Origin of the sequence: Metabacillus sp. YM-086, from assembly GCF_048059995.1 — a bacterium.
Lineage (GTDB): Bacteria > Bacillota > Bacilli > Bacillales > Bacillaceae > Metabacillus > Metabacillus litoralis_B.
In genome coordinates this window covers 56,355-75,169 of the sequence record NZ_JBLUOI010000002.1, presented here as the reverse complement: position 1 = coordinate 75,169, position 18,815 = coordinate 56,355, and the positions used below count along the sequence as shown (strand labels likewise).

Sequence of the window (18,815 nt, the reverse complement as noted above, 5' to 3'; positions counted from 1 at the left end):
AGTTTTTTATAGAGGGTTGTGCTAGAACCTCTCCCGATTTTATCTTTACATGTAAAATCGGATTGCTCTTAAATTTTCAACTAAGAAAATATATCATGAATAAATTGAATTTGCAATGGAATTATTGATTGGAGGCTTTCCTTTGTCGCTAAAACAACTCATCATTCGAATTCGATCAAGCTTTTGGTATTTGCCAACAGTATATGGAGTTTTTGCTTTTATCTTGGCCGTCTTGAGCATGTTTTTAGACCGCTACCTGATGAATCAACCCTTTCACACAAAAATTCCAGAGCTATTTCTATCCGATATGAACCTTGCTCAAACAATCTTAAGTTCTTTAGCAACTTCTTTACTAACAATGACAACGATTACGTTTTCATCAATTCTTGTTGTTTTAACAACCTATTTATCACAATTTTCTCCCAGAACATTACAAAATTTTATTACTGATCATCATACCCAGCGTGTACTCGGAATTTTTATTGGAGGTTTTATCTATACGATTATTTTATTATTGTTAGTACGAAAAAATGATAACAGCACACTTTTTATTGTTCCAACTCTAGCTATATTCGTGTCAATCATTTGCTTGGGAATGTTTGTCTTTTTTATTCATCATGTTACAACATGGATAAAAGTAAGTAACTTAATTTTTAATATCACGAAAAAAACAATTACGTCAATTCATAAGCATTTTATTGATGAGCAGGATTTCAGGGAAGACCCTCCATGGGAGAATTGGGAGTATGATGAAATTCAAACAGTCAAGCCTTACTCCCTTTACAGCAACCGTTCGGGATATATTGAGTATATTGAACTTGAAAAAATTATTTCTCAAGCATCAAAAGATGATTTGATCATAAAACTTGAACAAGATCTTGGTAAGTATGTTGATGAAGATACCGTTCTTTTTTCAATCTGGGGACTTAAAGATACCTCAAAATCAAAAATGTTTTTAACTTTTATTACGATTTCATCCGATCAAGAGCCTGTTCAGGATGTTCATTTTGGTTTACAAAAATTAGTTGAAATTGCACTAAGAGCTGTTTCTCCAGGAATCAACGATCCTTATACAGCGATAAATAGTATCAATCACTTAGCAAAAATATTGTCCTTATTAGGTAAAAAACATTTAGCTACACCTTTTCATTATGATGAACATCACCAATTACGATTGATTTTTGAAAAGCCATCTTTTGATGATTATTTATATGAATGCTTTTATCAAATTCGTTATTATGCTAGAGAGGATGTTTCAGTTATGGCTTCAGTTTTAAAAGCCCTGGCATTTATTGCACAAGGAAATTCACAATTTATTAGAAACTCTGTTTGGGATTTTTCCTTTTATATATTGGAAGGATTAAACGAAGTAAAATGGTTGTCGAAAGATCGGGATTTTTTAAATAAGCTATTAAAATCAATAGCAAAAGAATGTAATAAACAAAAAAAAATACAAGAGTTACTTCTCAAAGAAAGGTGAGGTGAATATTCACCCACCTTTCTTTTTCTATTCTTTTTTACCTGCTTCTTCTAAAAGCTGATCAAATGATTTTACTTTACCGTGAGGATTTTGAGATTGTTTTCGAACCGTCCATTGACGTTCTTTTTGTGATTTTGATTGTGTCATACCAAAAACCCCTTTTTTAGCATATTAGCCTCAACTAGAAGCTTTTAATATTTTTACCTTAAAGAGAGCTTTCATTCTTATATCTGAAGTCATTTCTTGGTATAAGAGACGAATGATCTTCAATAATAAAAAGAACCTACATTTTTTGTAGGTCCTTTTTGTTATGAAGTGGCTACTTCCTTATCAAGCAGCGCTGGATTAGGTAAAACCTGTGGAATCTTTGTTATTTCTAAGGAACGAATGTGATGGTTTTCCATGTCGTGTACTTTAAACATATGTGATCCAAATTCGATAAAGTCGCCTTTTTTGATGTCATATTGTTCTGTTAGTACCCACCCGCCAATTGTATCAACATCAGAATCATCGATATCAAGACCTAATAACTCATTTATTTCGCTTACTAATACTTTGCCATCAATGATATATTTTGTATCATTTAATTTTTGAACAAGTGGAACTTCGTCAGCATCGAACTCATCACGTATTTCTCCAACAATTTCTTCTAGAATATCCTCAACTGTGACAAGCCCGGCTGTACCACCATATTCATCAATTAGTATGGCCATATGAATTCTTTCTCTTTGCATTTTAAGCAATAATTCATGTATAGGTATTGATTCGATCACCTGAATGATCGGTCTTACGTATTTATCAATTGTAAACGTTTTTTGATTTTCGAAGTGAATTAAGTCAGTAAATATTTCTTTAATATTTACAATTCCAACGATATGATCTTTATCACCATCTACAATTGGATATCGTGTATATTTTTCGTCCTTGATAATTTCTAATTGCTCTTGAATTTGTGCATCAATCGATAACGAAACAATCTCCGTTCTGGGCACCATAATTTCCTTCGCAATTCGGTTATCAAATTCAAATATTTTATTCACATACTTAAATTCAGATTGATTAATTTCACCACTTTTATAACTTTCAGAAAGAATGATTCTAAGCTCTTCTTCACTATGAGCCATTTCATGTTCTGATACAGGCTTGAAACCAAATAATCCTGTAATAAATCGAGCAGATCCGTTTAAAGCCCAAATAAATGGGTACATTATAATATAGAATGCCATTAATGGCTTAGCAAACCATAAACTAACAGCTTCAGCCTTTTGTATGGCTACTGTTTTTGGAGCTAATTCACCTACAACAACATGCAAAAATGTAATCGTCACAAACGCAATTGAAAATGATAACACTGTTGACACGGATGAAGGGAGATCATACTGCTGAAACACTGGTTTTAACATGTGTTCTATGGTTGGTTCGCCTAACCAACCTAAACCAAGCGCAGTAATAGTTATTCCTAATTGACAAGCCGAGAGATATTCATCAAGGTTATTAATGACTTTCTTCGCGGCACTTGCCTTTTTGTTTCCTTCTGCAATTAATTGGTCAATACGAGAGCTCCTAATTCTAATGATCGCAAATTCAGAAGCAACGAAAAAACCCGTAAGAGCGATTAAAATTGCAACAAGCAACAAATTTACTATGTCCAAATAAGCTTCCTTTCTCCGTAAAAAAACGGAAAAGGAGTCACCTCCTGAGAGTTAAGTCTAACAAAAAACTTATATACATTTATTCTTATTATCGGCGTCCGCTTGGAGTACAATAAGGGATGCGATAACAATACTATTTATTTTTAACACTGCCCCATATTATCACCCCACAGTTTTAGTTAAATTTATCATAATACGAAAGAAACAATACAGTCAAACGTAACACTTTGGTGATTTTCTTAATAAATATGTGATAATTCGTTTAATAATACCTTTTTCAATGAAAAACAACATTATTTGACCGTAAATGAGCATATTTATAAATTTACCAAGTTTTACAATTTTTTTTGGACCCTCTTTCAATCAAATCTCCAAGACACGTATAATTTTCAATAGCACTTACATAAATAAAAAAGCAATCAAGATTATTTAAACGGGTTCGGTTTCCGAATACAAAAACTAAATTAGCAAACTAATAAGCAGTCCTATTCGCTACTGAATAAGACTGCTTATTTTTATTGATATATATGGGGTTTAATTAAATGGAAGGTAAATAGGCCCAGAATTCCGAACCACTTTTAACATGGCGACATAAGTATTTGTCAGCATAAAAATTCGCAAGCTCATTGCTATTCCAAATGGTGTGCTAAAAATGATTTTAACTACTAGGGGGGTGGATGAAGGTCTGAGAGGCGGATAAATAAAGCAGATTATCCTTAATTGAGTAACCAATAGTATATAAACATAAGCGGAGTTTTTCCGGTTAGAATGAAGAATGGAAATCAATTTGGAGATATAAGCGGAATTTCTCCGGTTAAGCAATGTAAAATGGTCCATTTTCGTCTTTTTCGATTAAATAGGCGGAATCTTTCCGTCTATTTAATCTATTTTTCATGTTATTTCCTCAATAAGGGGAATTTCTCCGCTTATTAGTAGCTTATTTCCTTGCGATTCTCGAAGAGTTGGAAACGGGTACTTATCTTGGTATAAAAAATGCTTGGAGCATATTCCAAGCATTTTTCTTTGCTGATTTACTTGTCAAAATGCTTTTTAATCATAGTGCGAATGACTATACGAAAAGCAATGTTAATTTGTATTTTGTACTTCAAAACAGAACCTGTTAAGATTATTTTGATTGCTTTTTAAAAGTACTCTAGCTAATTTTTTAAACCTCTGTACTTTGCTGTTGTTAACTCTTGTATGTATGGCTCTAGGTCGGGCATTTCTGCGTCTTTAGCTAATTGGATAGCTCTTTCAATATTATATGGTACACGTACAAAGGTAATATTAAAACCTGCTTCCCTTTTAGACTCATATTCCCCCTCGACGATCGTATATGAAGCTTGAGTAAGGTCTAAAGGATTGCCTACACTTCCAGTATTAAATAGTGTTTTCCCATCTATATGTTGAATAAAGGCATGATGAACATCACCATAACCAACAACATCCGGTTGACAAGTGCTTATTCCGGTGTATTCCGTATTAGTAAACATACCTAATCGTGTCTCAATTGAATCCCAAGGCTGGACTCTTGTATAGACGCTATGTGGTGAAGCATGAAATAATCGGATCAGTTTTCCGCTCATATAAAAATCAAATGAAAAAGGCAATGACTCCAAATAAAGATTTTGATCCACTGTTAATTGATGTTGATGCCACTTCAATGATTCAAATTCTGTTTCCTTTGTAATGAAATCATCCCAATTTCCTTTTATAACTTTTTCACAGCTTTGACTTATTTTCTGAATCACTTCATAAGAATCAGGTCCTTTCCCAACTAAATCTCCTAAACAAAAAATACGCTGAATCTTTTTTTGTTTTATGTCATCTAAAACTGCATCTAATGCAGGAATGTTTCCATGAATATCCGAAATAATTGCAATTCGTTCCATATTCGCCCTCCACTTTGCACTACTTGTCCTATTAGTATAAAGCATTAACGACCGTGTTGAAATAGCTTGACAATACAAGCATCTAACACGGTCGTTAAATTTGCACAGTTACTCAGGAACTCTTTTAATCATTAATAACAGAAGTACTCCTAAACAAACATAACCAAAGATCGGATATAATGTAGAAATTAATGAACTATACCCAAATTTACTTATAAAAGCGGCCACACATAGTATAGAGCAAACAATAATCATACTAGGTATATTGAGAAACGATGCTACTTGTCTTTCTAAACCATATAAATTGCCTATAACTGAGGTAAAAACTTCACCATATATAACAGCTATGTAAATAAAATAAATGGCATAAAAAGTTGTTTTCATTACCTCAGCCATCGGTATGTCATAATCCATAACGTTAGGAAGAGTCGAAAGAGCAATATGACTGCTAATTAGAATTGCGGTTAAAAAGACTCCCCCAAGGATTCCTCCCCGCTTCAAGACTTTCTCATCTTGAATTTCATTTGCTAAAGGCACTAAAACAGCTGCAGCCATTGTTAAATTAAAGGCTGCATAAGAAACAGCAGAAAGAATCCATTTAAACGTTGCTGATGTTTTATCGGGAATTACAGTTAAAGGTTCAATAGAGAAAGACTGAACAGCTAGAATTGTACTAAATAGAACCAACATCGGTACTACAATGATATTTACACTAAATAACCCCTTTATTCCAAAAGACATAACAGCTATTGTTAATAAAATCGTAATGACAACACCTAACCTTACAGAAAGACCAAGCTGTTCTTTAAATATCGCTCCTGCACCTGACAACATGATAGAGGTTAATCCTAATAATATGATGAGCATAAAAATATTTATAAATCTTCCTATTTTCTTACCAAATAAAAAGATCATTAAATCTTGATAAGAAGCTGCGTTAATTCGCTTTGATAGGATGAGCATTTTCGTCCCAGTATAAACAAAAATTAAACCCACTAATAAAATACCTGCAAGTCCAAAAACACCGTATTTTGTAAAAAACTCAACTATTTCTCGTCCAGTCGCAAATCCAGCTCCTACTACTGTTCCTACGTACACAGCAGCGACTTGAAACGAGGCAATCCAAGATCTTCTCATCCTTTACACCTCACTATAGATAAACAGCTTGTATCATTATATGAGCGTAAACAGAGATGATTCACTTCATTTACATAACTTCTTTTCAAACTACTGTAAATAAATCCCATTACAACATTTTAGGCAAAACACTTGAAAGTCAAAAAAGGTCAAAGTATACTATGATCAAAGAAGGTCAAACTTAAGACCTCTTTCTTTTTATCCTATTGGTCAATAAAGATCAAACTCTTTCACTGAAATTCTTTCTATATAAATTAGTAATGAAAAGGAGTTTTAAAGATGATGTGTGAAAATTGTCAATCAAAACAAGCTACAGTTCATTTAAACTTTCAAATAAATAATCAACATAAGCAACTAACATTATGTAAAGACTGCTATTCAACGTATAAACAAGCTATCCCTTCAGGATTTGCAGGGGGATTCTCTTCGTTTCCATTTGAACAATTTATGAAGGAACTTCAACAACAAGGATCATCAGCGGGAAACGTTCAACCAAAAACTCAATCCAGCGGTGGTGGAATTCTTGACCAACTTGGTCGTAATTTAACTCATGCTGCACGAGCAGGCTTAATCGATCCTGTGATTGGCCGTGAAGAAGAAGTTGATCGAATGATTGAAATCTTAAACCGCCGAAACAAAAATAATCCCGTGTTAATTGGAGAACCTGGTGTAGGAAAAACAGCTGTCGTGGAAGGTCTTGCTTTAAAGATTGCAAACAGCTCTGTTCCAGCAAAGCTTACAAATAAAGAGGTTTATCTCTTAGATGTAGCATCACTTGTTGCAAATACAGGGATTAGAGGTCAATTTGAAGAACGAATGAAGAAGATTATTGAAGAGCTACAAAATCGTAAAAACATTATATTATTCATAGATGAAATTCACCAGCTTGTTGGGGCTGGTTCAGCAGAGGGTTCAATGGATGCAGGTAATATCCTAAAACCAGCTCTGGCAAGAGGAGAGCTACAAGTTGTAGGTGCTACAACATTAAAAGAATATAGAAAAATTGAAAAAGATGCTGCACTTGAGCGACGCTTTCAGCCAGTAATGGTTCATGAACCAACAATTGATAAAGCGATTGAAATCTTAAAAGGTATTCAAGATAAGTACGAGCAATATCATCATGTATCTTATTCAGATGAAGCTATTGAATCCTGCGTTTCCCTTTCACATCGTTATATACAAGACCGATATCTTCCTGATAAAGCGATCGACTTGTTGGATGAAGCTGGTTCTAAAAAGAACTTAATGTTAAAAAATGAAAGTGATGAAGAGATAAAAGAACGTCTAAAAAACATTTCACTAAAAAAACAAGAAGCTACTAAAAACGAGGACTACGAATTAGCTGCTAAATTAAGAGATGAAGAAGCTCAACTTGAATCACAGTTAAATATCGAAAAATCAACCAATGAAAAGCTTGTTGTTTCTATAGAGGACATTCAAGCCATTATAGCAAGGAAAACCGGAATTCCAGTTGGAAAGCTTCAAAGTCATGAGCAATCAAAAATGAAACATTTAGAGAAAAATCTCACAGAAAAAGTCATTGGACAAGAAGATGCTGTTCGTAAGGTATCTAAAGCAATCCGAAGAAGTCGTGCTGGTCTTAAATCCAAGGCTCGACCAATTGGTTCCTTCTTATTCGTTGGACCAACTGGTGTTGGTAAAACAGAATTAACAAAGTCATTAGCAGAAGAGCTTTTTGGCTCAAAAGACTCAATGATACGTCTAGATATGAGTGAGTATATGGAGAAACATGCTGTTTCAAAAATTATTGGCTCCCCGCCGGGTTATGTAGGACATGATGAAGCGGGTCAACTAACTGAAAAAGTTCGCCGCAATCCTTATAGCATCATTCTATTGGATGAGATTGAGAAAGCCCATCCAGATGTTCAACACATGTTCCTACAGATTTTAGAGGATGGCAGATTAACAGATAGTCAAGGTCGTACCGTCAGCTTTAAGGATACTGTTATTATTATGACAAGTAATGCAGGCGTAGGTGAAAAACGTATAACCGTTGGATTTGAAACATCATCAAATACAGCTGTAGAAGAAAGTCAACTATTACAATCACTTGGTTCATTCTTTAAACCAGAATTCCTTAATAGATTTGATAATATCATTGAGTTTTCTTCACTTGAAAAAGAAGATCTCTTAAAAATTGTTACATTAATGATAGAAGAACTAGCTGAAACATTAGCAGAACAAAATATCTCGATTACTGTTACTAATGAAGCAAAGGAAAAACTTACTGCACTAGGCTATCATCCCGCCTTTGGTGCCCGCCCACTTCGTCGTGTAATTCAAGAGCATGTAGAAGATCAAATAACGGACCTTCTTTTAGATCATGAAAATCTTACACAAATCGAAATAGATGTTGTGGACAATAAGATTGCAGTTAAATAAAAAGATAAGGGACAGTCCATACAAGGACTGTCCCCTATCTTTTTTCCAGTAGATAACCAATTTCATATTTTAAATATACATAAATATGTTAAGATTTTCTTATGACTGATAGTTCTAGACTAAGCGAAAGGAGTGTTCCCTATGTTTTTAATTCGATTCTTTATGAAAGTCATACATATTAACAACTGGATACTTATTTTTGCAACATTATCGTTAATATTAGCTAGCAGCTATATGGTTTATTATATTGAACCAGAAACTTTCACAAGTCCTTTCGAGGGATTATGGTGGACAATGACGACCGTTGCAACGGTAGGTTATGGTGATGTTTCACCTACAACTGTAAACGGAAAAATTTTCGCTATGTTTCTGTACATTGTAGGAATTGGCTTAATGAGTATCTTCATTGGTAAAGTAATCGACTTCTTTAGTATCAGAAAACGCTTAAAGGAGGAAGGAAAATTGAAAATCACAACGAAGAACCACATTTTATTAATTAACTGGACAAAAAAAGCAGCCATTACTTTAGAAGAGCTTTTAAAGACTTTTGAGCATGTTCGAGTTGTCATTGTTGATGAAAACATTTCAAAAATCCCAATTCAACATGAACGGGTTGAATTTGTGAATGGAAACCCTGCAAGCATTGATGTTCTTGATCAAGCTAATATATTAAGTTCTAAATCCATTATGGTTTTTTCACCAGATGATGTTCTAACAGCTTCACAGGCAGATGGACATACATTATTAATCGCTTCTATGATAAAAGGAATTGAAAAAGAACATAATCAACATATTTATACGATTTGTGAAGTGTCCAATTCAAATCATATTCATGCATTCAACCATGTAAATGTGAACGAATATATTACAGCAAACGACACCGCTGCACATTTAGCCGCAAGGTCTATTTTGTTTAATGGTTCTAGTGAAATTATTCGTCAACTAACAAGTCATGAGGGATATGACCTTTATTCTATTTCAAAAAAATCAGAGTGGAAAACGTATCAAGATGCAAGCATTGCGTTGTCAGCAAAAGGGGCAATTCTTCTTTCCAACGGAAATGATATGTCCATCATAAGTAAGCTTCATCAACCTATTCCAAGCGATGCAAAATTGTTTATTATTTGTGACGATGAAACATATTTTGATATTGTTTCATAATTAAGAGTCACTTTCTCCAAAGAGAAAGTGACTCTTTTTCATGTGACCTCACTTCTCTGTCATTGCTGTTGTTTCTCATACATATACATGCTATGAGAGGTGTTGTACATGCTAAAAAGTTCAAATTTTTTTCTATTAATCTCCTTTATCCTTTTATTAGTTAATGGGTCGGCTCTTGGCTTTATTCTTTTTCAAGCACGACTTGGTGAAGGGTTTGGATTAAGCCTGTTTTGTTGTACAAGTTTACTAGGGGCATTATTAGCATCGATTGCCTTTGAAACAAAATCGACCTACTATTCCCGTTTATTTTTCTATAGCCATCTTGTCATTACAATTCTTCCCCTATATTATGTTGGTATTTCTAAGATGTTAAGTTAATTCTATCGGTCAGAAGGCTGATTTTTTCTCACCCACATTTATGATTCTTTTTCCATCTTGTAACGGAAGTTTTTGGAACAATCTTCCTTTATGATGAAGACAACAAGAGAATTTGTGGGAGATGAGAACGATGTTTATGAATGAATATACACAAAAGCAATTATTTGAGGTACAAAATTCACTACTTGAAACACAATCGATTGAAAGAGCATCTCAATTAGAACAAAATAAAAATGCCAGAGCAGCCTTCGGATATGATTGCCTATCAAATCCAAAAAGATATGTTAAATTTAAAAACTGGCTACTAAGAAAAGCTATCGATGAAAATTGATAGCTTTTTATTATTTGGAATTGTAGACAAATAACATTATTTTAGACCAAAGTCCCGGTATCTCCCCTCTTTTTCAGTTGTTACGAAATTTCTTTCACAACTTCTTTAAACAAAACCTAAAATTTTAATAAATCTTACCGATATAAGAGATAAGAAATTTATGAGGAAATATGGTGATTTACAATGGATAAAACGTCATTAATAGGAATATTACTTGCAATTATCGCAGTAGGCGTTGGGATGTTTATGAAAGGTGTTAGTCCCACAGTATTAATTAACCCAGCAGCAATATTAATTATTCTTTTGGGTACAGCAGCGGCTGTAGTTATCGCTTTCCCAACTAGTGAAATTAAAAAGGTGCCTAAGCTTTTTGGCATTATCTTTAAAGAGCAAAAAACTCCTACAATTCAGGAATTAATCCCTTTATTCTCTGATTGGGCACAGGTTGCTCGTAAAGAGGGGTTACTTGCACTTGAAGCAAAACTTGCTGATGTTGAGGATCCTTTCTTAAAAAGTGGATTACTTATGGCAGTAGATGGTCAGAATGCCGAGTTTATTCGAGATGTGATGTCAGAAGAAATTGAAGCAATGGAAGAGCGACACCAAGGTTCAGCATCTATTTTCACTCAAGCTGGAACGTATGCACCAACACTTGGAGTACTTGGAGCAGTTGTAGGTTTAATTGCTGCCCTTTCCGACATGAGTGATACAGATGCATTAGGTCATGCAATTAGTGCCGCATTCGTTGCCACATTAATGGGTATTTTTACAGGATACGTATTATGGCATCCATTTGCTAATAAATTAAAGCGGAAATCAAAGCATGAAGCTCTAGTAAAACAGGTTATGATTGAAGGGGTACTTTCTGTTTTAGAGGGACAAGCACCAAAAGCAATCGAGCAAAAGCTAGCAACATATTTGCCAGTTACTGAAAGGAACAAATTAGACGCTGCTGTTACTGGAGGAGAGAGTGTAAATGGCTAAAAAGAAAAAGCATAAGCATCATGATGAACATATGGATGAATCATGGCTTGTCCCTTACGCCGATTTACTTACACTCGTTCTGGCACTTTTCATCGTGTTATTTGCGATGAGTTCAGTTGATGCGCAAAAATTTCAGCAAGTGGCGAAATCATTAAATGCAGCTTTCGATGGTGGAACAAGTGTATTGGAATACCCAAGCCCTACTCCTGAAAGCGAGTTAGAAGATCTTAATGTTCAAAAAGATGAAGCATCGAAAGAACAGCTAGAAGCTGCTCAGCAAAAAATGGAACAAGAAAACTTACAAAAAATTCAAGAGAAAATCAACACGTACATTAAAGAAAATAACCTTCAAGCAAAGTTAGGTACAACTCTAACTGATGAAGGCTTACTTGTTACATTGCTTAATGATATCTTCTTTGACTCTGGAAGCGCAGATATTCGTGTGAAAGATGAAAAGCTCGCTAAAGAACTATCTGATCTTCTTATCATGAACCCACCTCGTAATATTATCGTGAGTGGTCATACAGATGATATACCAATTAATAACTCTGAATTTGATTCAAACTGGCATTTAAGTGTTATGCGTGCAGTTAATTTTATGAAAATATTGATTGAAAATGATAAATTGGATCCCAAAGCCTTCAGTGCTAAAGGATTTGGTGAGTATAAACCAGTTGCTACAAATGACACAAATGAAGGTCGTCAAAAAAACCGTCGTGTAGAAATTCTAATTCTGCCATACGAACAAAAATGATTTTTCAAAAAATAAACGGGTCAATCCACTATAGGATTGACCCGTTTTAATGTTTTAAACGTAAACAATTACTTAATGCTTTTCATTTTTCAATAAATCATTAGCATGATAACCAACTTTTTTAAGAAGCTCTGTCACTAACGCCTTTTCTTCATGAGATAAGACGTTTACAATTTCATCAATTTTTTCTTGGTGAGGGGGAAAAATCTCTTCAATCAGTTCTTTTCCCTTATCTGTTATTTGAGCATGTGTCACTCTTCGGTCGTTAGGACATGCCTTTCTCATAAGCAGTCCCTTTTGCTCTAACTTATCTACTACATATGTGATACTCCCACTCGCCAAAAGAATTTTCCCACCGATTTGCTGCAAAGGCTGATCTCCCTTGTGGTATAAAAGCTCTAAAACAGCAAATTCAGTTGGGTTTAATTTAAATGTTGATATATGTTTATTAACGACATCGTTAAATGCTCTATGGGCACGCGAAAGCACAATAAAAAACTTTAAAGACTCTTCAATTCCCTTTGATTTTTCCAATTCATCTCAATCCTTTTTCAAATATCTTGAATTCAAAATAAATAATTAGCATTATAATAGAACATGTTGTATAGAAAGTCAAACTTTTAAAGAAACTTCGTATTAATTATGGCAATAAATAATTTCTGTATACCTAGAATGATCTTACACAAGTTTTCATTTTGAAGCAATGTTTAACTTAAATAGAGAGACAGCTACTCCTTCATTTATTGTTATTTTTCAATTTAGGGGAGCCAAAGATGTTGGAACAAATAGCCCACCTATTCATATACTTTATTGAACCCTGCAACAGCAAGTGACTTTTTCATTCTTTGCTAATCGTAGAATTAGGTAATAATAACCTTCTATTTTAACTGAATTCTTCCTTAGGTTAACTAATTCAGTTATAATAGTCCTAATTACGATTTAAAAGCAAAGTGTATCCATTTTAAAAGGAGCAATCACATATGTCAGATGTTTTATTGGGAAGTGTATTATCTGCATTATCTACAGGATTAGGTGCAGTACCTATCTTATTTCTTCAAAGAACGATTACGCATCGCTGGAGAGATATTTTATTAGCCTTTACAGCCGGTATTATGATGACTGCTGCCATGTTAGGTTTAATTCCGGAGTCATTAAATTATGGGGGAATATTGGAGGTATCCATTGGTTTATTCCTTGGGGTACTTATTTTAACTTCACTCGAAAGAGCCATTCCTCATATAGATTTGGAACATACCAAGAGTGGAATTAAATTTGATGAAAAAGCTATGCTTATTATTGCAGCAATAACCTTGCATAATATTCCAGAAGGCTTATCAGTAGGTGTTAGCTATGCTTCATCTGTTAGTGAGACTGGAAATTTAATTGCCTTTGCGATCGGTCTCCAAAATGCACCTGAAGGCTTTTTAGTTGCTCTTTTCTTAATAAATCAAAATATAAATCGTGGAAAAGCATTCTTAATTGCTACAGCAACTGGTGCGGTGGAAATAGTAGCATCACTACTTGGCTTTTATTTAACAAGCTTTGTTGCCTTTCTTGTACCGTATGGCTTAGCTTTTGCAGCAGGTGCAATGCTTTTTATCATCTACAAAGAGCTAATTCCAGAATCTCATGGAGATGGCAATGAACAATTTGCGACTTACTCCTTTATTGTTGGGATTCTTTGCATGGTTATCCTTATTAATAGTTTTTAATATAATAACATGAAGAAAATACAGTGCTTGTCCACTGTATTTTTTTCATTCAATAAGAATATCTGTCTGTATACGTAAATAACTTCATTGAATGAACTAAATCTTGAAAAGGGGCAACTTTAGGTTTTTTCTCTTCTATTAACATCTGTTGATATTCATTTAAAAGCAAGTCCAAATCTTGACTACATTGAACAGCCAATTCACTTGTATATCCTTCTTTAGTAGCCGTTTCAATCATTTCTTTCCTTTTTATATTAATTGTTTCAAGAAGCTTTGTTTTTAAAGAATCATTATTCATCTCAGAGCCCCTCCTAGTTATTCAATTTTGCGATAATCTTACGTTTCACTGTTTCTTGATATTATCTTACCCAAGTAATCTTGTTAGAAATTATTACAAAACTTTTCACTTGTGTAAAGACTATCGCAAATTTAGACATTTTTTTTACCACAAATTATGACAAAATTGAAAACTTTCTCTTCTTATTTTTATTCCCACAACCACTTAATTTTAAACTACCTTTTTCCTCCCCTTTAAAAACACATCTTTTTATTAAGCGTGGTTAACCTATACATATATACTAGTAAAGGAGAACACTTCCATGAAAAAATGTATGATCAGTTTGATTCTTCTTCTTTCTATACCGATTGCAACATTCGCTCAAACTAGCACCATTGAAAGACAGGTAGCCATAGTTATTGATGACCTAGGGAATGGAATGAGAGGTACTGAACAAATCCTATCTTTACCTATTCAATTAACAGTAGCGGTTATGCCATTTTTACCTACAACAAAAAAAGACGCAAATCTGGCCAATGAAAAAGGTCATGAGGTTATTGTTCATCTTCCAATGGAGCCTTTACATGGAAAAAAGAGCTGGCTTGGTCCCGGAGCTATTACAACAGATTTATCAAATAAAGAAATTAGAAAAAGAGTAAATGATGCAATTGATGATGTCCCCCATGCAGTTGGAATGAACAATCATATGGGCTCTAAAGTTACAGCAGATGCTAGGGTAATGAAAATTATATTAGAGGTATGTAAGGAAAGAGGACTTTATTATCTAGATAGCAAGACCACTGGGAAAAGTGTCGTTGAATCAATAGCGAAACAATTAAAGGTTCCTTATTTGGAGAATGAGCTATTTTTTGATGAACAATATACAACAAGCCACATTACAAAGCAAGCTAATTTACTAATGAATCGGCTTGAAAAAGATCATGAAATAATTGCAATAGGACATGTAGGAATAGCTGGGGAGAAAACAGCATCTGTTTTAAAGCAATATGTACCCCTAGTGAAAGAAAAAGCAGAAACGGTTACACTATCAAAATTATTCTTCGACCCTGAAGACATAACAAACTTAGAGTGATGTAGCTCGCTCAAGGAACGTTTCCGTATTAACTGCCTCTTCTCCATTACTTTAAAACAACCTGCTTATAAAAAGGGCTAACAATTGTAGCCCTTTCTGTCATTCCCTATTTATGATCAATACGATCAACAGAGGTAACTCTGAATTCTTTATCTTCTAGTTTTTTAATAACCTTCTGTAACTTTTTCTCTGATAAATCACCAGACAAATTTAGAATAATTCTTCTAATATATTTATCACCATTATCCATTGTTAACAGGCCTTCTATATTAATATCCTTAACAGCAGTTACTAAATCCTTTATAGCCCCTTTATGCTCCTTAGTTCCAACTGTAAGAAGGACACCACCCGTTTTCATCCCAAATGAATCTTCCAAGACATCCATTATATTTGAGTGAGTAATAATTCCTGAGAATTCCTTCTCTTCATTTAATACTGCTAAAAATGGAAGTCGTCGAATCGTTAAGAAAGTCTTAAAAAATGAGTCCTCTTCGTATATGTAGGCATCTTGATTCTGCACTAACGGTTCAATCGGATCACTTTCTTTACCATTATGCTCTACATAATGCTCAAGCAAATGTACTTTATAAATAAAACCAACAAAGATTTTACCTTCATTTTTTAAAACCGGAATAGAACGGTAACCTGTTTCCTTTAGATAATCATATGCTTCTTTTACTGTACAGCTAATATCACAGAATCTCACATCAGCTTTCTGTACATAGTGATAACGAACCTTCATTAAAACAACCCCCTTTTAACAAGAAATTTATCACAGCATTCTTTGTTAGTAAAGAAAATTCAAAGTTTTCTCAAAAAAGTTTCATGTTCGTTTTACGTTATAATATATTTATGATTTCTAACATTTAGTATGGGAAGGAACTTAAAGAATATGTATATTGTAAAATCAAAACGATTAGGTTTAAAACCTATGAATGCAGAATCATAGAACAACTTATCTTCACTCGAAAAAGTTATAAATCCCATATATTAGAAAAATATTGCAATATTACCGTATCCTACATATAATAAATATATCTTAAACTGAAAGGGTGTATGTTGAAACAATGAAGTTCTAATTCTTTTTTCTGGCTATTATTAATTCATTTTTATTTGAATTTTAAATATTACCTAGAGAATTGGATTAGTCTGCATGTTAACATATACATTCCTTTAGTCGTTAAAATAGGTATGCTTTCTTTAATAGTATACCTTTGTTTCGTAATACAGGTTTTGTATATCTTTTTGACTGATCTCTCTAGGAATAGGGAGGTTTTTTTATTTTTACATTACAAGCAAGAAATATTTCAAAAAGCTATTGAGAAAAACAACTATTTACGGATCTTACTTTTGATATCTACCACAATGACCGAATTGGTCTTGTTGGTCATAATGGTGCAGGAAAAACAACACTTGCCAATATTATTTACGGAAGCTTAGAAGCTGACAGCGGAACGGTTCATTGTAAACAACATATAAAAATCGGATACCTTAAACAATCGATTGAATATATGTTTAATGAAACTGGTTCCATCTCTAGTGAATTCTTGGAGAAAGCGAGTGAGCTAGGATTAAAGAAAGTTCATTCATGGGAAAAGGAACGAATGGATCATTTAAGTGGTGGAGAAAAATTAAAAATTTCCTTAGCCGAAGTATGGTCAACCAATCCAGATATTTTAATCTTAGATGAACCAACAAATCACCTTGATCTACATGGAATAAATTGGCTTGTTGAAAAGGTAAGATTGTTTCAGGGAGCTGTGATGATTATTTCTCATGACCGTTATTTTTTGGATAAAACAGTAACAAAAATATTTGACCTAGAAAATAGTAAATTAACGATTTATGATGGAAATTACACAACTTTTTATGAAAAAAAGGAAAAAAATCGAGAAGACCAGCTCCACCATTATGACATTCAACAAAATGAAAAGAAAAGAATTGAAAGGCAATTGTCCCTATTACAGCAATGGTCCGGCAAGGCTCATCGAACAATGAGAGACCAAGAGGGCTTTAAGGAGTTTCATGGTGTAAAGGCTAAGAAAGTAGATAAAGCCATAAAATCTAAAATGAAAAGACTTAATAAAGAACTTGAGAAAAATAAAATAGATAAACCATTAGAAGAATTGAGTGTAAGGTTTCAATTTGAAGGAAATAAAAAACATGGAAAAAGATTGATAGAGGCAAAAGATCTCTCAAAAAGCTTTCATTCGGTATCCCTGTTTAAGAGCAGCTATTTCTATATAAATCATGGAGAAAGATTAGGTCTTGTTGGACCTAATGGCTGTGGCAAAACAACCTTTTTGCGCATGCTCATAGGTGTTGAACCTCTAACTAATGGTAGCTTGTCAAAGAGTTCATCTCTTAAGATCGCTTATCTTAGTCAAGATGTAGCAGATATGTCATTATCTCAAACTGTCTATGAGGCATTAAATCTCACTGATAAAAATAACTTATTAAAAGCAAGAACTACATTTGCAAATATGGGGATAAAAGCAAGTAAGCTAAATCAACCTATTTCCAGTCTTAGTTTAGGAGAGCGGACAAAAGTAAAGCTTACCAACCTTTTATTGCATGAATATGATTTACTTATTCTTGACGAGCCTACAAATCATTTAGATCTAGCAAGCCGTAATCAATTAGAGCAAACATTATCCGAATTTCCTGGTACAATCATAGTAGTATCACATGATTATTACTTCTTAAATTCTGTATGTGAAAAATTACTTGTTTTTGAAGAAAAAAAGATAAAACGAATGGAAATGACAGTTGAAGAATATGAGCTTAAGAAAAGAACAAATAAAAGCAATTCAAAGCAATCAATTGAAGAAGAATTACTTCTTCTCAATACTGAAATTTCAGCTGTACTTGGTGAATTAAGTTTATTAAAACCAGAATCAGAGAAATATCATGAGTTAGAAGATTCCTTCCAGTTACTTACAAAAAGAAAACATGAGCTAATGAATATGTAAATGCAAAAAGCGTAGAATCTTTAGTTCTACGCTTTTTCACTATTATTTATTTAATTCTTGTTCTTCTTGGTATGGATGAGCTACCCATCCCTCTGTTTCAATAAACAAGCGAACTGCTACAACTTGACGGTCTTCCATTAATGTAAAGAAATGAGGGTTACCCTCTGGTACCGAAATAACATCCCCAGCTTCTAATTCTACATCGAAGTAACCAACTTGCTCATCGCCTTTAATAATGAAAATACCGTGACCTGCAGTAATAGCACGTACTTCATCTTCAGTGTGTGTATGAACATTTTCGAATTTTTTTAATAAATCTTCAAGATTTGGTGTAGCATCTGATAACGCTACGATGTCCCAAGTCTTATATCCTCTTCTTTCAGCTAAATCTTCAATTTCAGATTTGTATGCTGCTAAAATTTCAGATTTTTCTTCATCGCTAAGAACAAATTTTTCAATTAAGTGTGAAGGAAGTTTGCTCATATCCCAATGCTCATAAAGAACACCTTGTTTCTCTAAAAAATTTGAAACCTGTTCTTGACCTTCAATTACTTCATTTGTATTTCTAACTTTAATTACTGCCATGATC

The 18,815-nt window shown here is 33.6% G+C and carries 17 protein-coding genes and 1 pseudogene; 10 read left to right on the top strand and 8 right to left on the bottom strand.

The features are described from left to right. Nucleotides 1–142: 142 nt before the first annotated feature. On the top strand, nucleotides 143–1,480 hold the full coding sequence (locus ACEWK1_RS01260) for a DUF2254 domain-containing protein (protein WP_251393761.1): 1,338 nt from the start codon (nucleotides 143–145) through the stop codon (nucleotides 1,478–1,480). A 27-nt stretch (nucleotides 1,481–1,507) separates the two neighbouring features. Here the strand turns inward: ACEWK1_RS01260 and ACEWK1_RS01255 are convergent, their stop codons facing one another. The 4 genes from ACEWK1_RS01255 to ACEWK1_RS01240 all read right to left on the bottom strand — a co-directional run bounded on the left by ACEWK1_RS01255 (nucleotide 1,508) and on the right by ACEWK1_RS01240 (nucleotide 6,161). Beyond that, a complete protein-coding gene (locus ACEWK1_RS01255; protein WP_232273531.1) occupies nucleotides 1,508–1,627 on the bottom strand; it encodes a DUF6254 family protein in 120 nt (39 codons plus the stop codon). A gap of 161 nt (nucleotides 1,628–1,788) precedes the next feature. Beyond that, nucleotides 1,789–3,132: a hemolysin family protein gene (locus ACEWK1_RS01250; protein ID WP_121661126.1), complete on the bottom strand. Its 1,344-nt coding sequence runs from the start codon at nucleotides 3,130–3,132 to the stop codon at nucleotides 1,789–1,791. A 1,157-nt stretch (nucleotides 3,133–4,289) separates the two neighbouring features. Next, nucleotides 4,290–5,024 (bottom strand): metallophosphoesterase family protein, encoded by a 735-nt coding sequence (locus tag ACEWK1_RS01245; RefSeq protein WP_121661124.1) that lies wholly within the window; start codon nucleotides 5,022–5,024, stop codon nucleotides 4,290–4,292. A gap of 108 nt (nucleotides 5,025–5,132) precedes the next feature. Further along, nucleotides 5,133–6,161 (bottom strand): hypothetical protein, encoded by a 1,029-nt coding sequence (locus tag ACEWK1_RS01240; protein WP_121661123.1) that lies wholly within the window; start codon nucleotides 6,159–6,161, stop codon nucleotides 5,133–5,135. Nucleotides 6,162–6,440: 279 nt separating this feature from the next. On the opposite strand from ACEWK1_RS01240, the gene ACEWK1_RS01235 reads away from it, so the two are divergent. The 6 genes from ACEWK1_RS01235 (at nucleotide 6,441) to motB (ending at nucleotide 12,172) form a co-directional block, all read left to right on the top strand. Beyond that, entirely contained in the window at nucleotides 6,441–8,564 is a 2,124-nt protein-coding gene (locus tag ACEWK1_RS01235) for an ATP-dependent Clp protease ATP-binding subunit (protein ID WP_212137449.1), read from the top strand. 141 nt (nucleotides 8,565–8,705) lie between these two features. Then, nucleotides 8,706–9,725: a potassium channel family protein gene (locus ACEWK1_RS01230; RefSeq protein ID WP_212137447.1), complete on the top strand. Its 1,020-nt coding sequence runs from the start codon at nucleotides 8,706–8,708 to the stop codon at nucleotides 9,723–9,725. Between the two features lie 108 nt (nucleotides 9,726–9,833). Continuing rightward, complete coding sequence (locus ACEWK1_RS01225; protein ID WP_121661120.1) at nucleotides 9,834–10,103, top strand: hypothetical protein; 270 nt, start codon at nucleotides 9,834–9,836, stop codon at nucleotides 10,101–10,103. A gap of 130 nt (nucleotides 10,104–10,233) precedes the next feature. Continuing rightward, nucleotides 10,234–10,434 (top strand): hypothetical protein, encoded by a 201-nt coding sequence (locus ACEWK1_RS01220; protein WP_121661119.1) that lies wholly within the window; start codon nucleotides 10,234–10,236, stop codon nucleotides 10,432–10,434. A gap of 183 nt (nucleotides 10,435–10,617) precedes the next feature. After that, entirely contained in the window at nucleotides 10,618–11,418 is an 801-nt protein-coding gene (gene motA, locus ACEWK1_RS01215) for a flagellar motor stator protein MotA (RefSeq protein WP_121661118.1), read from the top strand. After that, entirely contained in the window at nucleotides 11,411–12,172 is a 762-nt protein-coding gene (gene motB, locus ACEWK1_RS01210; RefSeq protein WP_212137445.1) for a flagellar motor protein MotB, read from the top strand. Before motA ends, motB begins: the two co-directional genes overlap by 8 nt. A gap of 72 nt (nucleotides 12,173–12,244) precedes the next feature. Here the strand turns inward: motB and ACEWK1_RS01205 are convergent, their stop codons facing one another. Beyond that, nucleotides 12,245–12,706 (bottom strand): MarR family winged helix-turn-helix transcriptional regulator, encoded by a 462-nt coding sequence (locus ACEWK1_RS01205; RefSeq protein ID WP_121661116.1) that lies wholly within the window; start codon nucleotides 12,704–12,706, stop codon nucleotides 12,245–12,247. 446 nt (nucleotides 12,707–13,152) lie between these two features. Between ACEWK1_RS01205 and ACEWK1_RS01200 the strand changes: the two genes are divergently transcribed. Further along, the gene (locus tag ACEWK1_RS01200) at nucleotides 13,153–13,884 is read left to right on the top strand and encodes a ZIP family metal transporter (protein WP_121661115.1); all 732 of its coding nucleotides are present in this window, start codon (nucleotides 13,153–13,155) and stop codon (nucleotides 13,882–13,884) included. 49 nt (nucleotides 13,885–13,933) lie between these two features. On the opposite strand, the gene ACEWK1_RS01195 is transcribed toward ACEWK1_RS01200, so the two are convergent. Continuing rightward, the gene (locus ACEWK1_RS01195) at nucleotides 13,934–14,182 is read right to left on the bottom strand and encodes an aspartyl-phosphate phosphatase Spo0E family protein (protein WP_269671091.1); all 249 of its coding nucleotides are present in this window, start codon (nucleotides 14,180–14,182) and stop codon (nucleotides 13,934–13,936) included. Nucleotides 14,183–14,483: 301 nt separating this feature from the next. Here ACEWK1_RS01195 and ACEWK1_RS01190 point away from each other — a divergent pair, with 301 nt between their 5' ends. After that, complete coding sequence (locus ACEWK1_RS01190; protein ID WP_212137443.1) at nucleotides 14,484–15,254, top strand: divergent polysaccharide deacetylase family protein; 771 nt, start codon at nucleotides 14,484–14,486, stop codon at nucleotides 15,252–15,254. A gap of 106 nt (nucleotides 15,255–15,360) precedes the next feature. On the opposite strand, the gene cbpA is transcribed toward ACEWK1_RS01190, so the two are convergent. After that, nucleotides 15,361–15,996, bottom strand: a complete 636-nt coding sequence (gene cbpA / locus ACEWK1_RS01185) for a cyclic di-AMP binding protein CbpA (protein ID WP_212137441.1) — start codon at nucleotides 15,994–15,996, stop codon at nucleotides 15,361–15,363. Nucleotides 15,997–16,591: 595 nt separating this feature from the next. Between cbpA and abc-f the strand changes: the two are divergent. Further along, nucleotides 16,592–18,226 (top strand): annotated as a pseudogene (gene abc-f, locus ACEWK1_RS01180) (ribosomal protection-like ABC-F family protein); the annotation flags it as partial. A 42-nt stretch (nucleotides 18,227–18,268) separates the two neighbouring features. Here the strand turns inward: abc-f and ACEWK1_RS01175 are convergent. Beyond that, the gene (locus ACEWK1_RS01175) at nucleotides 18,269–18,811 is read right to left on the bottom strand and encodes a 1,2-dihydroxy-3-keto-5-methylthiopentene dioxygenase (protein WP_212137439.1); all 543 of its coding nucleotides are present in this window, start codon (nucleotides 18,809–18,811) and stop codon (nucleotides 18,269–18,271) included. Nucleotides 18,812–18,815: the final 4 nt, after the last annotated feature.

Coding starts and splice junctions, on each gene's coding strand:
- ACEWK1_RS01255 (WP_232273531.1), bottom strand. CDS start 1,627: ATGACACAATCAAAATCACAAAAAGAACGTCAATGGACGGTTCGAAAA.
- ACEWK1_RS01245 (WP_121661124.1), bottom strand. CDS start 5,024: ATGGAACGAATTGCAATTATTTCGGATATTCATGGAAACATTCCTGCA.
- ACEWK1_RS01240 (WP_121661123.1), bottom strand. CDS start 6,161: ATGAGAAGATCTTGGATTGCCTCGTTTCAAGTCGCTGCTGTGTACGTA.
- ACEWK1_RS01235 (WP_212137449.1), top strand. CDS start 6,441: ATGATGTGTGAAAATTGTCAATCAAAACAAGCTACAGTTCATTTAAAC.
- ACEWK1_RS01230 (WP_212137447.1), top strand. CDS start 8,706: ATGTTTTTAATTCGATTCTTTATGAAAGTCATACATATTAACAACTGG.
- ACEWK1_RS01225 (WP_121661120.1), top strand. CDS start 9,834: ATGCTAAAAAGTTCAAATTTTTTTCTATTAATCTCCTTTATCCTTTTA.
- ACEWK1_RS01220 (WP_121661119.1), top strand. CDS start 10,234: ATGTTTATGAATGAATATACACAAAAGCAATTATTTGAGGTACAAAAT.
- motA (WP_121661118.1), top strand. CDS start 10,618: ATGGATAAAACGTCATTAATAGGAATATTACTTGCAATTATCGCAGTA.
- motB (WP_212137445.1), top strand. CDS start 11,411: ATGGCTAAAAAGAAAAAGCATAAGCATCATGATGAACATATGGATGAA.
- ACEWK1_RS01200 (WP_121661115.1), top strand. CDS start 13,153: ATGTCAGATGTTTTATTGGGAAGTGTATTATCTGCATTATCTACAGGA.
- ACEWK1_RS01195 (WP_269671091.1), bottom strand. CDS start 14,182: ATGAATAATGATTCTTTAAAAACAAAGCTTCTTGAAACAATTAATATA.
- ACEWK1_RS01190 (WP_212137443.1), top strand. CDS start 14,484: ATGAAAAAATGTATGATCAGTTTGATTCTTCTTCTTTCTATACCGATT.
- cbpA (WP_212137441.1), bottom strand. CDS start 15,996: ATGAAGGTTCGTTATCACTATGTACAGAAAGCTGATGTGAGATTCTGT.
- ACEWK1_RS01175 (WP_212137439.1), bottom strand. CDS start 18,811: ATGGCAGTAATTAAAGTTAGAAATACAAATGAAGTAATTGAAGGTCAA.